The organism is Verrucomicrobiia bacterium (assembly GCA_035946615.1).
Taxonomy (GTDB): Bacteria; Verrucomicrobiota; Verrucomicrobiia; order Limisphaerales; family UBA8199; genus DASYZB01.
In genome coordinates this window covers 1-19,079 of record DASYZB010000018.1, presented here as the reverse complement: position 1 = coordinate 19,079, position 19,079 = coordinate 1, and the positions used below count along the sequence as shown (strand labels likewise).

Here is a 19,079-nt window from a genome sequence, read left to right as displayed (position 1 = left end):
AACGTTGGCAGAGGAACTCCCGGCGCCGGATGGCGCAACTCGAAGTAACGGTTCTCCCGCATGCTCTCCGCTACGCTCAATTCTTTGGCCTCGAGTACACTCGAGGATTTTACCCGGCCCGGGCTGATCATACCGCAGTTGCGCCAACGCGACACGGCCGGGGTCATCAGCGAACTTAGCCAGGCCCTCCAGCAGCAAGGCTGTGTGCCTGACCTGCTGCCGTTCTATCACGCGGCCCTGAACCAGGAGCTGCTGGCCAGCTCTGCCCTCGCGTGCGGGATGGCTTTTCCCCATGCGCGTTTGGGCGGAGTTAAGCAGTTGCAATTCGCCCTGGGCCGCACGTCGCAACCGATGGCTTGGGGCGCCAAAGGCCCGTGGGGAGTGCAACTGATCTTCCTATTGGCCGTTCCGGCAACTGATGCAGCCTGTTACCTGCACCTGTTGGCCAGCCTGGCGCGGCTGGGCCAGCAGCCCAAGTGGCTGGCCGAATTGCGCGCAGCCCCTGACATCGCAGGCATTCGCGCCGTGCTTCAGAAGATTAAAGTGCGCCCTGCCGAGCCCAATTGCCGGCGGCCTGAATCCGAACGCTAAACCATCTCTCCTAAACAACCGCTCCAACGACCTCCCTCGATGGACCTTTTGTCTCCCGCGTTTCTCTTGAGAATTGCTTTGGGCGCTTACGCCGCCGGAGTGGCGGGCAGTCTGCTGGGCTTGCGCCGGCCAAGCCTGGCCAACATGCTGGGATTCGGCTGTGCGACCCTGGCCGGTGTTGCCGGAATCGGGGCAGCAGTCCTGGTCTTGACCGCCGGAGCCGGAACGCAGACAGCCGCATTTGAGCTGTGGCCATCCCTCATTCCTTATGTGCGGTTGACGGTCAACCTCGACGCTCTGTCGGCTTTTTTCCTGCTTATCGTCTCGTTGTTGGCCGTGGGGCTGTCGCTTTACTCGTTAGGGTACGTGCGCGGCTTTTACGGGAGAAAGAACGTGGGTGTGCTTGGGGCTTTTTACAACTCCCTGTTAATGGCCGTGACATTGGTGTTCATTGCCTCCAATGCCTTCTTTTTTCTCATTGCCTGGGAAATCATGGCATTGTGTGCCTATTGCCTGGTGAGTTTCGAGCATGAAAAGGCCGAAGCGCGAAACGCCGGAGTGCTCTACTTCATCATGTCGCACATTGGGACCGGCTGCCTGATTCTAGGTTTCCTGCTCCTGTTCCAATTCTCGGGCGATTACTCTTTCGAAGGGTTCCGGGCGTGGGGTGCCAAGCTGCCGCCTGGGCAGCGCAATGCGGCGTTTCTTCTGTTCCTGGCCGGCTTTGGGGTCAAGGCTGGCATCGTTCCGCTGCACATCTGGTTGCCGGAAGCGCACCCGGTTGCCCCGAGCAATGTCTCGGCCTTGCTGTCGGGCGTGATGATCAAAACCGGCATCTACGGCCTGACGCGTGTGCTGTTCGATTTCCTGGGCACTCCGCCTAATTGGTGGGGGGTCACCGTGCTGTCTATCGGGACCATCTCCGCCGTCCTGGGCGTGTTATACGCGCTGATGGAGCACGACCTCAAACGGCTGCTGGCCTATCACAGCATCGAAAATATCGGCATCATCCTGATGGGGCTGGGAGCGGCGTTGATGTTTTTGCATACCGGCCATCCGGTGTTGGCGACCCTGGCCTTGATCGCCGGGATGTATCACACGATCAACCACGCCATGTTCAAGGGCCTGTTGTTCCTTGGCGCCGGGGCGGTCCTTCATTCGACGCACACCCGGAACATGGAAGAGATGGGCGGTTTGATTAAGCGGATGCCCACAACCGCTCTTTTTTTCCTGATAGGGGCTGTGGCTATTTCGGCATTGCCGCCGCTCAATGGTTTTGTGAGCGAATGGCTCACTTATCAAGCGCTGCTGCAGGGTTTCGGCACGACTGAAAGCCTGGTGCGGCTGATGTTCCCGCTGGGGGGCGCCATGCTGGCCCTGACTGGCGCGCTGGCGGCGGCCTGTTTTGTGAAAGCTTTTGGCATCACCTTTCTGGCCCAACCTCGCGGCCATGAAGCCCGCGAGGCCCATGAGGCCTCTCCAACCATGCTGGCCGGCATGGGATTTCTTACAGCCGTCTGTATCTTTCTGGGGCTTTTCCCAACTCTCTTTCTGCGACTCCTGGACCCGTTGACCGCGCAACTGACTGGAGAACGGCTCGGCGCCACTTTGAGCCTGTCCCACGGGCTTGTCCTGGGAAATACTCAGCCGCTGGGAGGCTCCGTATCCACATTGGGGATGTTGCTGATGGGGATTTGTCTGCTGCCGATTCCGCTGGTTCTATGGTTGTTCTTTGGCCGGCGCGCCCTGGTGCGTATTGGACCGACCTGGGACTGCGGATCGAGAGGACTCACCCCGCAAATGGAATACACGGCAACCGGCTTTTCGAAACCGATACGGATGATCTTTAAAGCCCTGTTCCGCCCGAAACGCGAGGTCCAGCGCGAATACGATTACTCGCCTTATTTTGCCAAGACGATCCGGTTTCAGAGCCATATCGAGGAGGCCTTTGTAACGCGCATTTACCGGCCGCTGAATCGGGGCATTCTGCGGCTGTCTCGCCGCATGCGGGCCCTGCAAGCGGGCAGCATCCAGGCCTACTTGATCTATATCTTCATCACCTTGCTGCTGCTCCTGATGTTTACGTTATGAACGCGTTCCTGGGCATTGTTTTGCAGACAGCGCTGCTCCTGGGCCTGGCGCCACTGGTCAGCGGCTGCATCAAAAACTGGAAAGCCAAGCTGCAGAACCGGCGCGGACCGCGTTTGTGGCAGCCATACCTCGATCTTGCCAAGTTCCTTCGCAAACAGATGGTCATCTCCGAACATGCTTCGTGGATTTTCCGCGCGACGCCTTTCGTCCTTTTCATCTCGACGCTCCTGGCCGGGCTGATGGTGCCGCTCATCAGCATTCAGGCGCCCTTGAGCTTGTTTGGAGGGGTGCTGGCTTTCGTGGGCCTGCTGGCGTTGGGCAGGTTCTTCCTGGCACTTTCAGGGCTTGACGCAGCCAGCGCTTTTGGCGGCATGGGCAGCAGCCGTGAGATGACCATCTCCGCGATTGCCGAGCCGGCTTTGATGCTGGCGGTCTTTACAGTCGCCATCAAGGCGGGTTCGACCAATTTGAGCCAAATGCTCCTGGCGGCCACCGGCCCGACGGCGACTCTGCTCAACCCGGCGCGGGTGCTGGCCTTTGCTGCCCTGTTCATTGTGTTGCTGGCCGAGACGGGCCGTCTTCCTGTGGATAACCCGGCCACCCACCTCGAACTGACCATGATTCATGAGGCGATGATTCTGGAATATTCGGGCCGCTATTTGGCCCTCATCGAGTGGAGCGCTGCGCTCAAACAGCTCATCCTGATGGCGTTGCTGGTGAATATCTTTTTTCCCCTCGGCATCGCTTCGGATACCAACGCCTTTGCTCTGGGCAGTTCGTTGCTTTGGTTCCTGCTTAAGCTGCTCGGGATGGCCGGAGCCGTGGTGCTCGTGGAAACGACAAACGCAAAGCTGCGCCTGTTCCGTGTGCCCGACTTGGTGAGCGCGGCCTTCATCCTGGCCACGCTGGCCCTGCTCTCCACATTTTTGTTTCCTTACTAATGAACTCGACTCCACCCGATTTAGCCTCCCAATGGATCACGTTGCTGGCAGCGGGCATGCTGGTCATCCAGTTGCTGATGGTGGTGCAACGCATGCTGCTGACAAATATTCGGCTGTTTGCCCTGCAATCACTGTTGCTGACGGCCATTGCTGCCCTAGTTGCCTTTTTCCATCACGCAACCCACGTGTACTGGGTAGCCGGGCTCACGCTGGGCGGCAAAGTGTTCTTCCTGCCCTGGCTGCTCAACCGCCTGGTCCGGCGCATCCAGATTCACCAGGAAATTGAGCCCCTGCTCAACTACACCGCTTCGATGCTATTGTGCGGCGCCTTCACGTTATTGGGTTACATCGTCGCGCGCCCGTTCACCTCTCTGGAGCGGTTGGGCAACAATACGCTGGCTATCGCCATCACGCTCTTGCTGACCGGGTTTTTCCTCATGTTTAACCGCCGCAAGGCCATTACTCAGGTCCTGGCGCTATTGACGGTTGAAAATGGCGTGATGCTGGCGGCAATAGCCTTGAGCACCTACGGCATGCCGTTGGTGGTCGAGTTGGGCATCTTTTTTGACGTGATGGTAGCGGTGATGGTCCTGGGGATTCTCGTCTATCGGATTCGTGAGACCTTCGCCTCGATGGACGTCAGCAAGCTGAGCCAATTGCGCGGATGATGCTTTTAATCCCCATCCTGGCGTTTCCGGCAGCAGCGGTCCTGCTTTGCCTCCTGACCTCCTCGAGGCGGCTCATGGAGTGGATCGACATCGGGGCCTTTGCTGGTACGGTCGCTTTCGGGTTCCTGTTGCTGCGGGAGGTCCTGGCGCGCCAGGTAGTCACCGAATGCCAGGAATTTTTCCGGGCCGATGCCTTGAGCGCCTGGATGGTGTTGATGATCTCAGTCGTTTCTCTCGCAACGGCGCTGTATGCGGGCCGCTATTTCAGGGCCGATCTTGCCTCGGGCGTCGTGTCCGGCGCGCAGGTGAAGGAATTCTTCGTATTAACCCCGTTATTTGCGGCAGGAATGTTTCTGGTGGTTTTGGTAAACAACCTCGGGGTGATGTGGTTTGCGTTGGAGGCCACGGCCCTTTCTTCGGTGCTGCTGGTAGCGCTGTATAACCGCAAGACCTCTCTGGAAGCGGCTTGGAAATACGTCATGCTGGGCAGCCTGGGGCTAGCCCTGGCCCTGATGGGAACCGTCTTCACCTACGCTGCCGCTATCGATCAAGAGTCTGAGTCGTTGCCCAGCTTCAATTGGGCGCACCTGATGTCCGTGGCCGGCCAACTCAATCCGCGCATGATCAAGCTGGCGTTTGTTTTCGTGCTCATCGGCTACGGCGCCAAAGCCGGTTTGGCCCCCATGCACACCTGGCTGCCCGATGCACATAGCGAGGCCCCCTCGCCCACCAGCGCCATGCTCTCAGGCGTTTCGCTCAAGGTTGCCCTGTATGCCCTCCTGCGTTTTCATATCCTGACCACTGCCTGCCTCCAATCCCCATTCAGCCGCACGTTGTTGTTGGTGTTTGGCCTGGGCTCGATGTGCCTGGCGGCGCCTTTTATCCTGGTGCAGACCAACCTCAAACGTCTGCTGGCTTACTCGAGCCTCGAACACGTCGGTTTAATCTGCGCCGGCATTGGCCTGAATTCACCCCTGACCATCTTTGGTGCACTGCTGCACATGGGTTACCACGCCCTGACTAAGCCCGTTCTGTTCTTTGCTGCCGGCAACATCCACCAGGCCTGCCACACCCTGCAAATCCGCCTGATTGGCGGCGGGCTGACCAGGCTCCTGCCTGTCACCGTCCTTTGCATGGGCCTCGCCGGCTTTGCTGCCATGGGCTTGCCGCCGTTCGGTTTATTCTTCAGCGAGATGACGGTGTTGAATGGAGGCTTTGTGGCGGGTCAGACGGCGGTGAGCGTTCTGGTGCTTCTGGCGATACTGGCCTCGTTTTGCGGAATTCTTTTTCAATTGACGCGTGTCGTTCTGGGTGCGCCCAGAATTGCTCATGTCAGTCAGTTAGCGCCGCTGGCCGGTGTGCCTGCCATGGGTCTGTTGCTGGCCACCTTGGTCGTCTTCAGCCTCTGGCTCCCTGCGCCACTGCTGGAGGTCATCCGCCGCGCAGCCGGAATCATCGGAGGGATTAAATGAGAACGTGTTTTGGAAATGTCCATAGGCCAACCTCAACTGATTTACGTGTTGATCAGAGCCTCCTCACGCCGTCTCCTGCATTTTCAAAACAGGCTCCGCATCATTTATCGAGGAGGACCAGATGCTTCTGATTCTCCTCCTAACGATCCCGCTGCTGGCGGGTGTGTTATGCCTGGTGGTGGAATCGCCCCGGTGGTGGGAGCGGCTGAATCTGGCAGCTTTCGTCCTTGCGGCCATCTTGTCGGGAGTCCTTGCCTTCGAATTGTTGGAACAGCAGAAGGTGACGGCCCTGGAGGGATTCCTTCAGGCCGATCCGTTGAGTGGATTGGTGGTTGGTTTGACGGCCTTCGTCGCGTTGGTGTGCGGGATTTACGCCGTGGGCTATTTTCGCCGGGACCTGCTCGAGGGCCGGATCACGATCAAACAATTGCGGCATTATTACGTTCTGACGCCGCTGTTTGTGGGCGCCATGTTGCTGGTGCCGATGGCCGATAACCTCGGGGTCATGTGGGTCGCTGTCGAGACCACCACCTTGGCTTCCGTGTTGCTGGTGACCTTTTATAACCAGAAAACCTCTTTCGAGGCGGGCTGGAAATACATCATGATTGGCAGCGTGGGGATTTCGATGGCCTTATTCGGCACTGTGATTACCTATTCATCGGCTGTGGGTGTATTGGGAGAACACGCGCGCCAGGGTATGAACTGGTCGGTCCTGGTGGGTATTGCCGGGCAGTTAAATCCCACGGCGATGAGATTGGCCTTCGTGATGGTGGTGCTGGGTTATGGCACCAAAGCGGGCCTGGCGCCCATGCATACCTGGAAACCCGATGCCTATGCTGAGGCCCCGGTCCCCGCAGCAACGCTGCTCGGCGCCGCTTTCATCAATTCCGCCATTTACTGCATTATGCGCTTTGATGTTTTGGCCGAAAAATGTCTTGGGCACGAATTCCCCAGCCAGATGCTTATCGGTTTTGGGATTTTCTCCATCTTGCTAGCCGCGCCGTTTGTGCTCGTGCAAAGGAATTTCCGCCGGTTGCTGGCTTATTCAAGCATTGACCACGCTGGCATCATGGTTGCCGCGCTGGGATTTGGCGGAAAACTCGGCGCGCTGGGCGCCGTGCTGCACATGCTGTTTCATGGGGTGACCAAACCCCTGCTCTTTTTTTCCGCAGGCAATGTCGAGCAGGAGTTCGGCTCGCCTTACTTCCGCAAGGTGCGTGGCGTCATCCACACGCTGCCGTGGACCGGGGCTTTTTTCCTGCTGGCTGCGTTTGCGGTGACCGGCCTGCCCCCATTCAGTATTTTTCAGAGCGAGTTCACCGCCTTAAGCGCCGCCCTGGCGGCCCAGAACATTTGGGCTGCCGCTCTGTTCATTCTCGGTGTGGTGACGATCTTTGTCGGATTCCTGCTGCACATGGCCAACATGAATCTCGGCTCGGCTGCCGAACCCCTCGAGCGCCGCAGCGAGTGTCCCTGGAAGTTGGGCGCGATGCTCGTGGTAGCGCTGGTTGTCATTATGTTTGGGGTCTGGTTGCCTGGACCGCTCTTCTCCATTGTCCAGCAATCCGCCCGGATTATCGGAGGTGTTCCATGACTATTCTGCCCGGCTTACAACCCGTTCTCAACGATCTGAAGGAACGCTTCGGCGCCCGCATTCATGCCGTCCAAGCCCCAAGGCCCGATGAGGTTTATTTCCAGGCTGACATCGAGCTGGTGCCCGGCTTTTGCGCGCAGGTCTATAAAAAGTGGAATGGCCGCCTGGTCAGTTTGTTTGCTGATGACGCCCGCGCCGAGACAGGTTCCTTTCACATATACTACGTCTTTGCCCTGGATGCAGCCCATGGCTTTCTGATCCTGCGCGTGCCGGTTGCTCCTGGCCACGGCCAGTTTACTTCTTTGGCCAATGCATTGCCCGCCGTTAATTGGCAGGAGCGCGAAATCCAGGACCTGTTTGGCCTCAAACTCGAAGGACACCCCAACCCCCGGCGTTGCGCCCTGCACGATGATTGGCCCGAGGTCTTCCCGTTGCGCAAGGACTTCGACCTCTGGACAACACTGCCTCCGTTCACTGGCGAGCGTCATAAATTCCGGCAAGTCGAGGGCGAAGGGGTTTTTCAGGTTCCTGTCGGCCCTGTCCACGCGGGGATTATTGAACCCGGCCATTTCCTGTTCAGCGTTGCGGGCGAGCCGGTCCTTTACCTGCAAATCCGGCTTTTCTATACCCACAAAGGAACAGAGAAGTTGTTCGAGCAAATGTCAATAGCCCACGGCGTGCGCCTGGCTGAAAGCATTTCGGGCGATTCGAGCTTTGCCCATGCGACAGCCTTTTGCCATGCCATCGAGCGTGTTGCCGGCGTTGAGCCGCCGCCTCGCGCCAGGGCCTTGCGCACCATTTGCCTCGAACTCGAGCGGGTCTATAATCACATTGCGGACATCGGGGCCATCGCGACCGATGTCGCCTTCGCGGTCGCCAATGCCCATGCAATGCGGCTCAAGGAAAGTGTTCTGAGGCTTAACGAGCAATTAACCGGCAACCGGCTCTTGCGCGGAATGGCTTGCCTCGGGGGAGTTCGCTTTAATTGGGCTGAAGAACAACTGGGCGCTATTCGCCAATGGCTGCGGACATTGCGGCCGCAATTTGAGTCGCTGGTCTTGCTGGTCCGCGAATCCTCGTCCACACGGGACCGCCTGGAAACGACAGGCATCTTGAAACCGGCAACCGCGAGTGACCTGGGGGTTGTCGGCATCGCCGGACGTGCTTCCGGTTTCACTCACGATTTGCGCCGCGATTTTCCCCATGCGGCCTATGACCAGGCACAATTCAATATTCCGGTTTACCAGCAAGGCGACGTGTTGCGGCGAATGCAAGTGCGCATCGATGAAGTGCGTGAGGCCCTTTCGATTATCCAACAGGTGCTGGATAAATTGCCCGGCGGTCCGCTGGTGACCCCAATATTGCAAGTGCCTCCCAACGCGACGGGACTGGGCTTTGTCGAGGGCTGGCGTGGAGAGATTTTCCATTGGGTCCGCACCGCCCCCGGGAACCGGCTGGCGCGCTGCAAAGTGAAGGACCCGTCCTTGCAGAATTGGCCGGCGCTGAGCGAGGCCATCCTGGGAAACATCATTCCGGATTTCCCGGTGGTAAATAAGAGTTTTAACCTTTCTTATTCGGGCACCGATCGTTGAGTTATGTTTGAGATATTGCGCAAGAGTTTGGCCACAGGCATCGTGACGACCGCTTACCCGCGTTCAGCCCCGGAACTGTCCAGCCAGGCCCGTGGCCGCCCGGAAATCGATTTTGCCAATTGGCACGATGCGCGCCCGGCGGTTGCGGCTTGCCCAACGAGCGCATTGAGCTACACCGAGCGGAATGGGGCACGGACTGTCAACCTCGACCTGAGCAATTGCACTTTCTGCGGCCTTTGCGCAGAGGCCGACAGCGCGATTCGCATGACGAACATTTGCGAGCTGGCTTCGCTCAGCAGGCGTGCTTTGATAACCAGCGTGATCTACGAACTCAACCCCGATGGCACTCAAGGAAAGGTCCAGGAACAATGCAATCCATCGCAATTCCCGGAAGCTCCTGCCAATGACAATCCGGCAAGCTCCTCGCCTTGGGATTTGCAAAGGCCCGCCCGGAGTTCATTCGAACAGCTTGGCGCCGAGGTGCAGGCCCGGATTCAAAAGGTGCTGGGACGCTCGCTGCACATCCGGGAAGTCGATGCCGGCTCATGCAACGGATGCGAGGTGGAAATAGCCGGCCTGAACAGCCCGGTGTATGACATCGAGCGGTTCGGCATCCATTTTGTCGCCTCGCCTCGTCATGCGGACATGCTGTTGGTCACCGGACCCGTCTCGCGCAATATGGAATTGGCATTGCGCAAGACCTACGACGCAATACCCGAGCCGCGCCTGGTCGTGGCGGTCGGCGCCTGTGGGTGTGGGGGCGGTATTTTCGGCAGGAATTACGCCACCTTAGGCGGGGTGGACAAGGTGCTTCCAGTCGATGTTTATATCCCCGGCTGTCCACCGAACCCCTTTGCGCTGTTGCAGGGAATCCTGATGGCTATAGGCAAATTCCCTCATCGGGCCTGAGCGGCTCCGCCGGTTGGCTCTGCTGCTTTTGTTTGTCGGGGTTCGATTAGATTCACAATCTCGCGGGCGGCGCGCCGGCTTGCGCCCGGCTCACCCAGCGACTTGATAATCTCAGCGAGCTTGCTTTTGATCTGCCCACGACGCTTGGAGTCAAAAAGCAAGTCCAAGGCCGCCTGCGCAATATTCTGGGGCGTTGCAGCGTCCTGAATGAATTCAGGGAAGACCTCTGTATCGGCGAGCAGGTTCGGCATCGCAAGGTGCTTCACATTGACGAGGCGTTTGCCGATCTGAAAGGTGGTCCACGACGTAATGTACAGCGCAACGGTGGGAACCCCGAAATAGGCGCACTCCAGGGTCACGGTGCCCGTCGAAGCGACGGCAACTTGTGCTTCGCACAATGCCTCAGGGAGGCCGCCGGCCTGGACCTCCAGATTGGCCGGCAGCCCAAACGTCTTGGCTTGTTTCACCAGCGCCTCATTCGGGAGCACCATGCGCGCCCTCAAGGCGGGAATACTGGCTCGCATCAAGGCCAGGCTCTGGACGAGCACGGGCAAATGCCGCTCGAGCTCGGACCCTCGGCTCCCCGGAAGGAGCAAAACCAGGGGCTCGGCGGCGGGTTCGGAGTTCTCCCGGTCACCGCCAGGACAAGGAGGGTGCCTGTAACGGTCCAATATCGGGTGGCCGACAAAGCGCACGGGCAATTGCGGCACGCGCCGGGCGTACCAGGCCGGCTCGAAAGGAAAAATGCTCAGGACCAGGTCGTAATCGCGGGCCATGCTATAAACCCGTCCTTCGCGCGAAGCCCACACCTGAGGAGAAACGTATTGGATGATCTTGGGGTTCCAGTCGTGGAACCAGTCACGGCGCGCGCGTGTGAAACGTCTGATTGCCTGAGCGAATCGGCGATTAAACCCTGAGAAGTCGATGCAAATAATTGCGTCCGGCTCCCGTTCAAGAGCCAGCCGGTAAAGGCGCTGAAAGAGCCGCCGGAACTTGAAATAATTCTTGATGACATCGGAGAGGCCGATGACCGAATGGGCAGTAAGGTCAAAAGCCAGGTCCACCCCCGCAGCCGCCATGAGCGGACCTCCGGCGCCAAAAAAACGAGGCGCAAGACTGGCATGCAGCGGTTGGTAATCCGGCGTCGGCAGGGCGCCGATGTCCGCCAGGATGTCGCCAATCTCTGGCACGAGCTCCGCCCCCAGCAGGTCGCCGCTGGTTTCCCCCGCGATGAGCATGAATGTTTTGGGATTCAAATCCGATTCGTCTCTGCTCGAAGATCAATTAAGGTCCTGCGCTCTTTAGGTCCACGACCTTGATCTCCTTGACAGCGTGGTCGGCCCAAAAGCAGATGGCATGGCGTCCTGTAATCAGCACCTGAACAGGTCGCCCGATTTGGTCCGGTTCGGAGTGTAATCTCCTGCCCGATAGGGGTCCTGACCCAGGCTTTCGAGTAACCGCGTAATGCTACGCTGCTCACGCCTGCTACATGACCGTAACGCGGCCACAACCTCCGCCGCGATGAAAACGCGGTAGTCGGTCATCCTTGCCCCTCAAGGGCCGCGAGTTGTTTCTTCCAATTCGCCAAACTTGCCAGTGCGCGGGGTCTTTGTCATCGATACGCCGGGCCATCTCCGCCCGCCATTCCGGGTCCTGCCGGAGACGAAGATGAAGCAGAAAGGCCGCCAATTCGTTTTGCTGTTCAGCAGGCAAACCCGCCACCACGCGCATCAATTCGGCCATGCTCATGTCCAAAGTTGGCATTCAGGCCGCATCTCTGCAATTCCTTTCTCGGCTTTCTTGCTTTCCTTTCCGCCTCTCGTCCGGGATTGCCGGGTCCGCCGTAAAGACGGCAACAAATGACTAATTCCGCTTTGGGCGGTTTTTGCCATTCAAATACTTCGGCGCCTTCGGTGTGGACAGCTAAAGGTTGTAACCCTTGTGCCGCGCACGTTCGAACGATTAGAACGCGGTGACCTGATTTGCAATCACTGCGAGCGCGCTCGATAAAAACGCACGGCGCAATTCGTCCAATAGGGATCGCTGAAATAGGAAGAGCCATTCGTGAGCGTGTTGGTTTGCGCAGGAATCCACACTGGCTCAGCCAGATTCGTGCAAGCCTCCACGACGACATGAACGTTGGTCGCCCACGAGATGACGAAGCCGAACCCATTGGCGCCCGCACCAAAGCTGGGATTCTTACTCAAGATCAAGGGATAAGGCAAAGTCCATGGTATCGCCGGAACCCCGGCAAAAACCGCGCCCCATCCTGTGGTTCCCGGCAGATAATACACCGCCTCGAACGCCCCGTCATAAATGTAGAACGCAGTCTCATCAACCGCGGGAGCATTGCCCTCGAAATAAACATTGGCCAGGCTGAAGCAGTTGGCGAAGGCCCGCCGTCCGATGCTGCTGACGCTGTCGCCAATGGTGACGGTCGTCAGGCTCTGGCAGTAATTGAACGCGTCGTCACGAATACTCGTGACGCCGCCGGGGATTGTCACGCTCGTCAAGCCGCTGCCCTCCAACGCGGCGTCACCGATGTTGACAACGCTATTGGGAATGTTGATGCTGTCGAGGTTGTAGCAGTCAAGGAATGCCCCGTCACCGATGTCCCTGATGCCGCTGGGAATCGTGACGTTGGTTAGACGGATGTTTCCGGAGAATGCGTAATCTCCGATGCGGGTCACGGTATTCGGGATCGTGTAATTCTCAGCTCTGCCATCCGGATAGGCAATCAGAGTAGTCTGACTCTTGTCGAACAGCACCCCATTCAGATCGCTATAGACAGAACTAGTCGAATCCACTGTTATCGCCTTAAGGCTCATGCAGTAAGAGAATGCCTCGTCACCGATGCGGGTCACGTTGTTGCCGATTGTGACGTTGGTCAGGCTACCACAGTCAAGGAATGCAGCGGCTCCGATGTTGGTGACGCTGTCGGGGATCGCGACGCTGGTCACGCTTGGGCAACCAGAAAACGCGTCGTTCCCAATGCTGGTGACGGTGTTGGGGATGGTATAACTCCCATCTTTGCCGCCCGGATATGTAACAAGAGTCGTTTGGCTTTTGTCCAACAGCACACCGTTGAGACTGCTATACATGGAATTGAGAGGATCTACTGTGATCGCCCCCAGGTTGTCGCAGTTCAGCAAGGCATCCGTCCCAATATTGGTGACACTGCCGGGAATTGTGATGCCGGCCAGGCTTCCGCAGTAGCGCAATGCGCCCGCTCCGATGTTGGCCACATGGCCGGGGATCGCGACGCTACCCAGGCTTATGCAGTAGAGGAATGCATCCGCTCCGATGTTGCCAAGACTGTCAGGCATCGTGATAGCCTGCAAACTGACGCAATGGGAGAACGCACCATCCCCAATGCTGGTCACGCTGTTGCCGATCGTGGCAGCCGTGAGCATATTGCAATAATAGAAGGCATATTGCCCAATGCTCCCAACGCTGTCGGGAATCGTGATACTGGTGAGGCTGTAAATGTATTGGAACGCGTAATCCCCGATGCCAGTTACTGGCATTCCATTGGTCGTTCCAGGAATCGTCACCGCTCCTCCGGGACCATTATATCCCGTGACCATTAACGCGTCATTATTCGTCGTGAAGCTGAATTGGCCTTCGGCCTCTGGGGGTGATAAGAAAGGCAGAAGTGCTAGAACCCATAACACACAGGGGGGTGGCCGGAGGGGTCTTTGGGACGATGCAATCGTGCGGTAGAGGAGGTTCGCTTTCATGGTCGAGCCAGTTCCGAGATATCTTCCATTTTAAACGGCCTTTGATGTCAGTCAAGCACAAATTGGTGTAAAATTGGTGAAAGGTGAAAAGCTGCTCAGTCGCCTGGGGTTTATCGACGCCACTACTTGTCGGGCAAGGATGCGCCCTTTATCTGCCTGGTAATGTCCAACGCCAGGTCCAACGCGCGTTTAGCGGATTCCCCGCTGACCTCGGGTGTCCGATGCGCGCGGATGCAGTCCACAAAATCACGCAATTCGAGTTTGAGCGGCTCGTCCTTGGCAATAGGGACCGGCTCACGCACAATGCGTTTGCCGCCGAATTCGCCGACGATGGCCGAATCCTTGGCGCGCAGAAGCTTTTTTATCATCGAACTTTCCACCTCATCAGCCCGCGCAATGCGATAGATATATCCCTCCTGCGCGCGGTAATCCAGCGAGATGTAACTGGTTAAAGGCCCCCCGCTGAAGACCCGAATCTTGCGCATCCTCTCCGGGCTGACGCGGCTGGCGGTTAAATTAGCGACACAGCCATTGGCAAACCGCAGACGCGCGTTGGCGATATCCTCCGTTGCGCTTAAGACCGGGATGCCCACCGCATCAACGCTGGTGACGGGCGACTTCACAAAAGCCAGCACCAGGTCCAGGTCATGAATCATCAAGTCCAAGACCACTCCAATATCGGTGCTGCGCGCCGGGTAGGGGGACAGGCGGTGTGCTTCGATAAACCGCGGTTCCAGCGCCACCGATTCCAGGTACTTGAACACCGGATTGAACCGTTCCACATGCCCCACCTGCAGGATACAACGATTGGCCTGGGCCATTTGCACCAATTGGGCCGCGCGTTGCGCATTGTCGGTCATCGGTTTCTCGACCAGAACGTGCTTTCCCTGCTCGATCAGGGTCCGGGCCAGCTCGAAATGGGTGTGGGTGGGAGTTACAATGCTGGCTGCATCCGTTGCAGCCACAGCTTCGGCCACCGAACCGAAAGCGCGGACTCGGTACTTTTCGGCCAACTTGCGCGCGATCTCCGGCGCCGGATCATACAGGCCGACAAAATCCACCAGGCCAGCCGCTGCCAAATCGGAATAAATGCGGACGTGCTCCTTTCCAAGCGACCCGGCGCCAAGCACGCAAACCTTAACTTGCACGGAGGTTCTTGTTGATGGTGTGGCGGTGGTCATAGGAATCGACTGGCCGCCCATTCTGCCGCGAGGACCGCCGAGTGACAATCTCCAACACGCTGGGGACTTGGTGTCGGTGTGCTCCCCTTTTTTGACAGAATTTTGTTGAGCGTTTCTTCACCGAGTTGACCGGATTTTTGCTTCATTTTTAAAAAATAGGCAGCATTACCTGGAATTCCCTGGAATTTGGCGTTGGCCTGGGGAGGTGGGTTGCGCGGGAGGTGGTGGTTTTCATATGTCTTCACCCTATATTCCGCGACAAAACGTGTCCTTTGACTGACAGAACTCTGAGTGGGGGTCCGGGCGGGGTTGTTCGGGCCGGTTGCCTCGAATCTCATATGAGTGAAAAAATTACTCAGATTTACTCAGATTTACTCAGATTTGGCCAGATGGACGGGTGTGAGCGGTAGTCCATTCCCACGATCCTCCCAGCGGGCCTCCTCTCCCCGGCTGTTAGACGATTACGTGAGTGCATTTTTGACCGGATAGAATCGGATGGGCTCGGATGACTTCGGATAGGCGCGGAGCGTAACGAGTCAAAAACGAGGTTAACGAATTAAGGTTTTTATTGCGCGAGAGGTGAGGCACGGGAAGCTCTTTGACATAATAGAGCCGCAATAATAGCCGCGTTCAATATAGCTTAATTCACCTTAGTTCACCCCAAGCCGGCTCTAAAATGGAAGTGAAATAGCTCTCGGCTCCTCTCGGCTGTTCTCGACCGCTCTCGGCTGCTCTCGTTTTTGGGGTGGGTGAGCGAGAGCAGCCGAGAGCAGACGGGACCTAACGCCGACGGTTCCGAGAGTGATCGAGAGTGATGTGGCCGGTAGCATTGAGCATTTTGGGTGGAAGAGTTTTGCGCGCGGGAATGGGAAAACAAAGTGTAACATGTAACATTAACGATAAACACGTGGGAATATTGGGATTTTTTGTTACACTTTGAAAGTGTAACACGGCTGGTTCAAAGCGTAGCGTGCCAGATTTCAGAATCGGGCCGGTGAGCGCAAAGAGGAAACCAAGATAGGTTTTCTGTTACGCTTTGAAAGTGTAACAGGGGATTCAAAGTGTGCCGCCTGAGCGCGTGCAGGTCCTCTACTCCTGGAAGCACAGCGGCTTCAACGTCCACGCCGGAGATCCGGTTCCGTGCGAGGACAAGTCCAAGCTGGAAGAACTGGCCCAGTACATCCTGCGCAACCCTTTTTCGGTCGAGAAGATGACACTGGAATCCCCCACCGACACCGTCATCTACCGCTCCCGGCTCAACGCCAAGATCAACCGCAACTTCGAGGTCTTCAGCGCCACCGACTTCCTGGCGGCCATTACGCAGCATAGCCGCTATGCCTGAAATCCCCCGCTCTGAACGTAAAACGCAGAACCGCGTAATCGCCCTTTTCACGGACAAGGGCCGGCCCGACTGCCTCGGCTATGATTACCACGGCGAGTGGAAGCGGTGCGGGCACTACCGTTGCATCGAGGTGGAATTGCTCCGGGCGAACCTGGCGAAGCGTGGCGATTCTGAAGCGCACCAAACGAATTTCATTCCCGTATTCATCAAGGCCATGAAAGCCGGATGGAAGTTCTGCGGGCGCTACCGCATGGAGGCGGCCACCACCAACGCCGCCGAGATTGCCATCCATAAACGCTGTGCCAGGCGCGACAAAATCCCCATCTCCATGGTTCTGTTTCTCGAAAAAGAGTCCCGGACGACCACCACTATTTAGACCCCGCCACCGCCTATGAAACACCCAGACGATCTCACCGAAGCAGAGCTGGACGCCCTCGACGCCAACAATCCAAAGATGACCAGGAAGTTCAGGGATGATCTCACCCGCGAAGCGTACAAAACAATTCGCGTGCCAAAAAGCAAATTCCTTTCAATTTCAATTTTCCCTGCGAGAGAAGAGCGCGTCAAGGGAGAAGACTGCTTTAAAAAGACAGGGGCGATGTGAGTACATCGCCCCCGGAGGGTTGCTTCTGAGAGTGGCGGCGGGATTAGATGCCGCCGTCGACGAACCAGCGATTAGTCGTCGGGTTGCGCTTCAAAGCGAGCTTGTGCTTCTTGACCATGCCGTCCTTGAGTTTGATCTCATAAGGAATGAAATAGGCGCCGTTCCACGCAGGACCGGATGACTGGCCCAGGCTGACGATCGTGATGCCGCCGAGGTACTGGTGGAATGAGTCGCTATTGGCGAAAGTGCAGAACTTCTCGGCTTCCGGCCAGTCCTCGCGTCCGCAGGCCTCAAAGAAAGCCCGGGCAGCCTGGTCGGCGGTCAGGGCGGTATACTGCACCTCATCGGGCACAGCCTTGAGGCCCTGATCCCATTTCACATTAGCCGGGAGTTGAAGCTCGAAAACGCTCGAGTCGATTGGCTGATTATAGTCGATGCGCGTGAGCTCGAACACCAGCGATTCCCCCGCAGGCGTGGGCAGATAGACTTTGACACCTTCGAGCCGCTCGGTTTCGTTGTCGAACACATACACGCGACGCGTATCCGCCGTCATGAAGAACTTGTTGTTGAGATAATCGCTGTCCGGCACATTGGCTTTGGCCTGGACGGTGATGACGGATTTGGGCTTGCCATCGTCGCCTTGTGCCTCGGTGAGGCTGACGGGCCAGCCGTGGGCTTTGATGGCGCTCAACTCATGTATGAGGGTCTCGCTCAGGTCGGCCATTTCATGCAACCACTGCGTGTCGAAAGCCTCGCGCGACGGGCCTGCCTTGACGGCGTAGTCCGGCTTGAGGAACAGGATCGTGGACTGGCCATTCATGGCGGCGACACGGCCCGGCTTATCCACGCGCCATTTGAGTTCGGGTGAGAACTGTTTCCAAAGTTCGATACTGACAAACTCCTGGCCGGGCATAATGGCCGAAAAGTTATCGTTGGGCGTGGTGCGCACCTGGCCTTGCAGATGGACGGTGGTGAGTTTGGCAATGGCCTTGACGCCTTTGCTCATGATCGCGAGGGCTTTGGCTTGCGCTTTGGGCGCGCTGCCAATGACGAGCAGGAGCACGACTCCTGCGGTAGCTGCGGCGGTGAGGCCGAAGCCCCAACCGGTGAATAATCTCTTCATAATGGTCTCCATTCTCTGACTGATTGTTGTTTGGGTGTTTGTTTCTGCACGACGGGCCCAGGCATTAGCGGGCTCGTCGAAATTGACTCTGGCCGTGGACCGGACAGGAGGTGCGGCCCGGCTATCGGTGGTCGCGGCGGAGGTTTGTGCCGCCTTCAATTCGGCCGAGAGGCGCTGCAGGGTTTGGCGGCGCAGGGCCGGGTCGGGCCTTGCCTCTCCACCGGTCGCGGCTTGGAGCAATCGCTCCAGATTCTGATTAACGTGTTCGTCGTTCATAAATCGGTCTCCGGTTGAGCGCTCAAGGCGGCGCGAAGGGCCTCCCGGGCGCGGGAAAGGATGGATTCGGCGGCTTTATAGCTCTTGCCCAGCAGTTGCGCGATTTCCTGTACATTCTGCCCCTCGGCGTAACGGGCGACGAGCGCCTGCTGGTAAGCGGATGGCAATTGGCCAAGCGCGGTGACAACTCGCAACGAAGTCGCCCGGTTATTCACGATTTCATCGGGCAACGGGCCTTCATCGATCAGGCTGGTGAGATCTTCCGGAGGCAGCAGCACAAGCCTTTGCGCGGCGCGCCCTCTCGAACGGAAATAGTCCGCGATCTTGTGGCGGGCGATGCTGCAAAGCCAGGAAAAGAACCGGCTCTGGCCCTCAAAACCGGACAAACCCCGGATGGCGGCCGAAAGCGTGTCCTGCCAGACCTCCTCGGCTTCCGGGCGCGCACCGTCGAGGTGGTGGAAAATGAAGGCAAAGAGCGGGTTCGCGTAGCGATCATAGAGCGCCTGCAGGGCTTCTTCGTCTCCGTTCTCGGCTACGCGTTCGGCGAGGGCCAAATCATCAACCGTTTCCGGGTCCATCTTTTGCAGTTCCAGTTCTTGGACAGCGGCGCTCATAGTCTCACCCGGATTAGTCGTTGGAAAGCCCGGGAATCCTTCGCACCGTGATCCTCCTCGTCCGCATTCTCGTGCTCCTCCTCGAAATAGCAAAACCGAGGGCAGAGAGCGAGTGGATGAGGGCGGCCCGGTTGTGTAAAAGGGGTCAACCCATAACACCATAACAAGGTTCGTAAAAGTGGCTCGGGCGATGAGCACGTGCTCAAAACCCTGCGCCGGGGCTGGTGCATCGGCGGGGAGGAGTTTCGCAAAGAAATGCTCCAGAGCATTGAGGGCAAGTTGGGTGAACACCACTCCGGCCACCTGCGCCTGGAAACAGCTCAGGCCAAAGCCGAACGGCT

17 protein-coding genes are annotated in these 19,079 nt (G+C 57.9%); 11 read left to right on the top strand and 6 right to left on the bottom strand.

Translation table 11 applies throughout. The features are described 5' to 3' along the window. Positions 1-60 precede the first annotated feature (60 nt). From VG146_03055 to nuoB, 8 genes are all read left to right on the top strand, one after another. Positions 61-591 carry a PTS sugar transporter subunit IIA gene (locus VG146_03055; protein ID HEV2391321.1) on the top strand — a complete coding sequence of 177 codons (531 nt, stop codon included), beginning with the start codon at positions 61-63 and terminating at the stop codon, positions 589-591. Positions 592-630: 39 nt separating this feature from the next. Further along, a complete protein-coding gene (gene hyfB / locus VG146_03050) occupies positions 631-2,682 on the top strand; it encodes a hydrogenase 4 subunit B (protein HEV2391320.1) in 2,052 nt (683 codons plus the stop codon). Beyond that, on the top strand, positions 2,679-3,623 hold the full coding sequence (locus tag VG146_03045) for an NADH-quinone oxidoreductase subunit H (GenBank protein ID HEV2391319.1): 945 nt from the start codon (positions 2,679-2,681) through the stop codon (positions 3,621-3,623). Before hyfB ends, VG146_03045 begins: the two co-directional genes overlap by 4 nt. Continuing rightward, on the top strand, positions 3,623-4,291 hold the full coding sequence (locus tag VG146_03040; protein ID HEV2391318.1) for a hydrogenase: 669 nt from the start codon (positions 3,623-3,625) through the stop codon (positions 4,289-4,291). Before VG146_03045 ends, VG146_03040 begins: the two co-directional genes overlap by 1 nt. Further along, positions 4,288-5,763, top strand: a complete 1,476-nt coding sequence (locus VG146_03035; protein HEV2391317.1) for a proton-conducting transporter membrane subunit — start codon at positions 4,288-4,290, stop codon at positions 5,761-5,763. The genes VG146_03040 and VG146_03035 overlap by 4 nt, the downstream gene beginning before the upstream one ends. A gap of 121 nt (positions 5,764-5,884) precedes the next feature. Next, positions 5,885-7,357, top strand: coding sequence for a hydrogenase 4 subunit F (locus tag VG146_03030; GenBank protein ID HEV2391316.1), 1,473 nt, complete (start codon positions 5,885-5,887; stop codon positions 7,355-7,357). After that, positions 7,354-8,949, top strand: a complete 1,596-nt coding sequence (locus tag VG146_03025; GenBank protein HEV2391315.1) for an NADH-quinone oxidoreductase subunit C — start codon at positions 7,354-7,356, stop codon at positions 8,947-8,949. The genes VG146_03030 and VG146_03025 overlap by 4 nt, the downstream gene beginning before the upstream one ends. A gap of 3 nt (positions 8,950-8,952) precedes the next feature. Next, entirely contained in the window at positions 8,953-9,858 is a 906-nt protein-coding gene (gene nuoB / locus VG146_03020) for an NADH-quinone oxidoreductase subunit NuoB (GenBank protein ID HEV2391314.1), read from the top strand. Here nuoB and lpxB read toward each other — a convergent pair. From lpxB to VG146_03000, 4 genes are all read right to left on the bottom strand, one after another. Next, positions 9,846-11,114, bottom strand: coding sequence for a lipid-A-disaccharide synthase (gene lpxB / locus VG146_03015; protein HEV2391313.1), 1,269 nt, complete (start codon positions 11,112-11,114; stop codon positions 9,846-9,848). The two genes, nuoB and lpxB, sit on opposite strands and share 13 nt — an antisense overlap. A 229-nt stretch (positions 11,115-11,343) precedes the next feature. Further along, positions 11,344-11,622 (bottom strand): hypothetical protein, encoded by a 279-nt coding sequence (locus VG146_03010; GenBank protein ID HEV2391312.1) that lies wholly within the window; start codon positions 11,620-11,622, stop codon positions 11,344-11,346. A gap of 224 nt (positions 11,623-11,846) precedes the next feature. Further along, positions 11,847-13,598: a leucine-rich repeat domain-containing protein gene (locus tag VG146_03005; GenBank protein HEV2391311.1), complete on the bottom strand. Its 1,752-nt coding sequence runs from the start codon at positions 13,596-13,598 to the stop codon at positions 11,847-11,849. Positions 13,599-13,720: 122 nt separating this feature from the next. Next, on the bottom strand, positions 13,721-14,746 hold the full coding sequence (locus tag VG146_03000; GenBank protein HEV2391310.1) for a Gfo/Idh/MocA family oxidoreductase: 1,026 nt from the start codon (positions 14,744-14,746) through the stop codon (positions 13,721-13,723). Positions 14,747-15,842: 1,096 nt separating this feature from the next. Between VG146_03000 and VG146_02995 the strand changes: the two genes are divergently transcribed. The 3 genes from VG146_02995 to VG146_02985 are packed head-to-tail and all read left to right on the top strand — an operon-like array spanning position 15,843 to position 16,725. Then, positions 15,843-16,121, top strand: coding sequence for a transposase (locus VG146_02995; protein HEV2391309.1), 279 nt, complete (start codon positions 15,843-15,845; stop codon positions 16,119-16,121). Then, positions 16,114-16,497 carry a hypothetical protein gene (locus VG146_02990; protein ID HEV2391308.1) on the top strand — a complete coding sequence of 128 codons (384 nt, stop codon included), beginning with the start codon at positions 16,114-16,116 and terminating at the stop codon, positions 16,495-16,497. The genes VG146_02995 and VG146_02990 overlap by 8 nt, the downstream gene beginning before the upstream one ends. Before the next feature lie 15 nt (positions 16,498-16,512). Further along, positions 16,513-16,725, top strand: coding sequence for a hypothetical protein (locus VG146_02985; GenBank protein ID HEV2391307.1), 213 nt, complete (start codon positions 16,513-16,515; stop codon positions 16,723-16,725). 43 nt (positions 16,726-16,768) lie between these two features. Here VG146_02985 and VG146_02980 read toward each other — a convergent pair whose 3' ends face one another. Further along, positions 16,769-18,124, bottom strand: a complete 1,356-nt coding sequence (locus tag VG146_02980; GenBank protein ID HEV2391306.1) for a hypothetical protein — start codon at positions 18,122-18,124, stop codon at positions 16,769-16,771. Continuing rightward, on the bottom strand, positions 18,121-18,738 hold the full coding sequence (locus tag VG146_02975) for an RNA polymerase sigma factor (GenBank protein ID HEV2391305.1): 618 nt from the start codon (positions 18,736-18,738) through the stop codon (positions 18,121-18,123). Before VG146_02975 ends, VG146_02980 begins: the two co-directional genes overlap by 4 nt. Positions 18,739-19,079 lie beyond the last annotated feature (341 nt).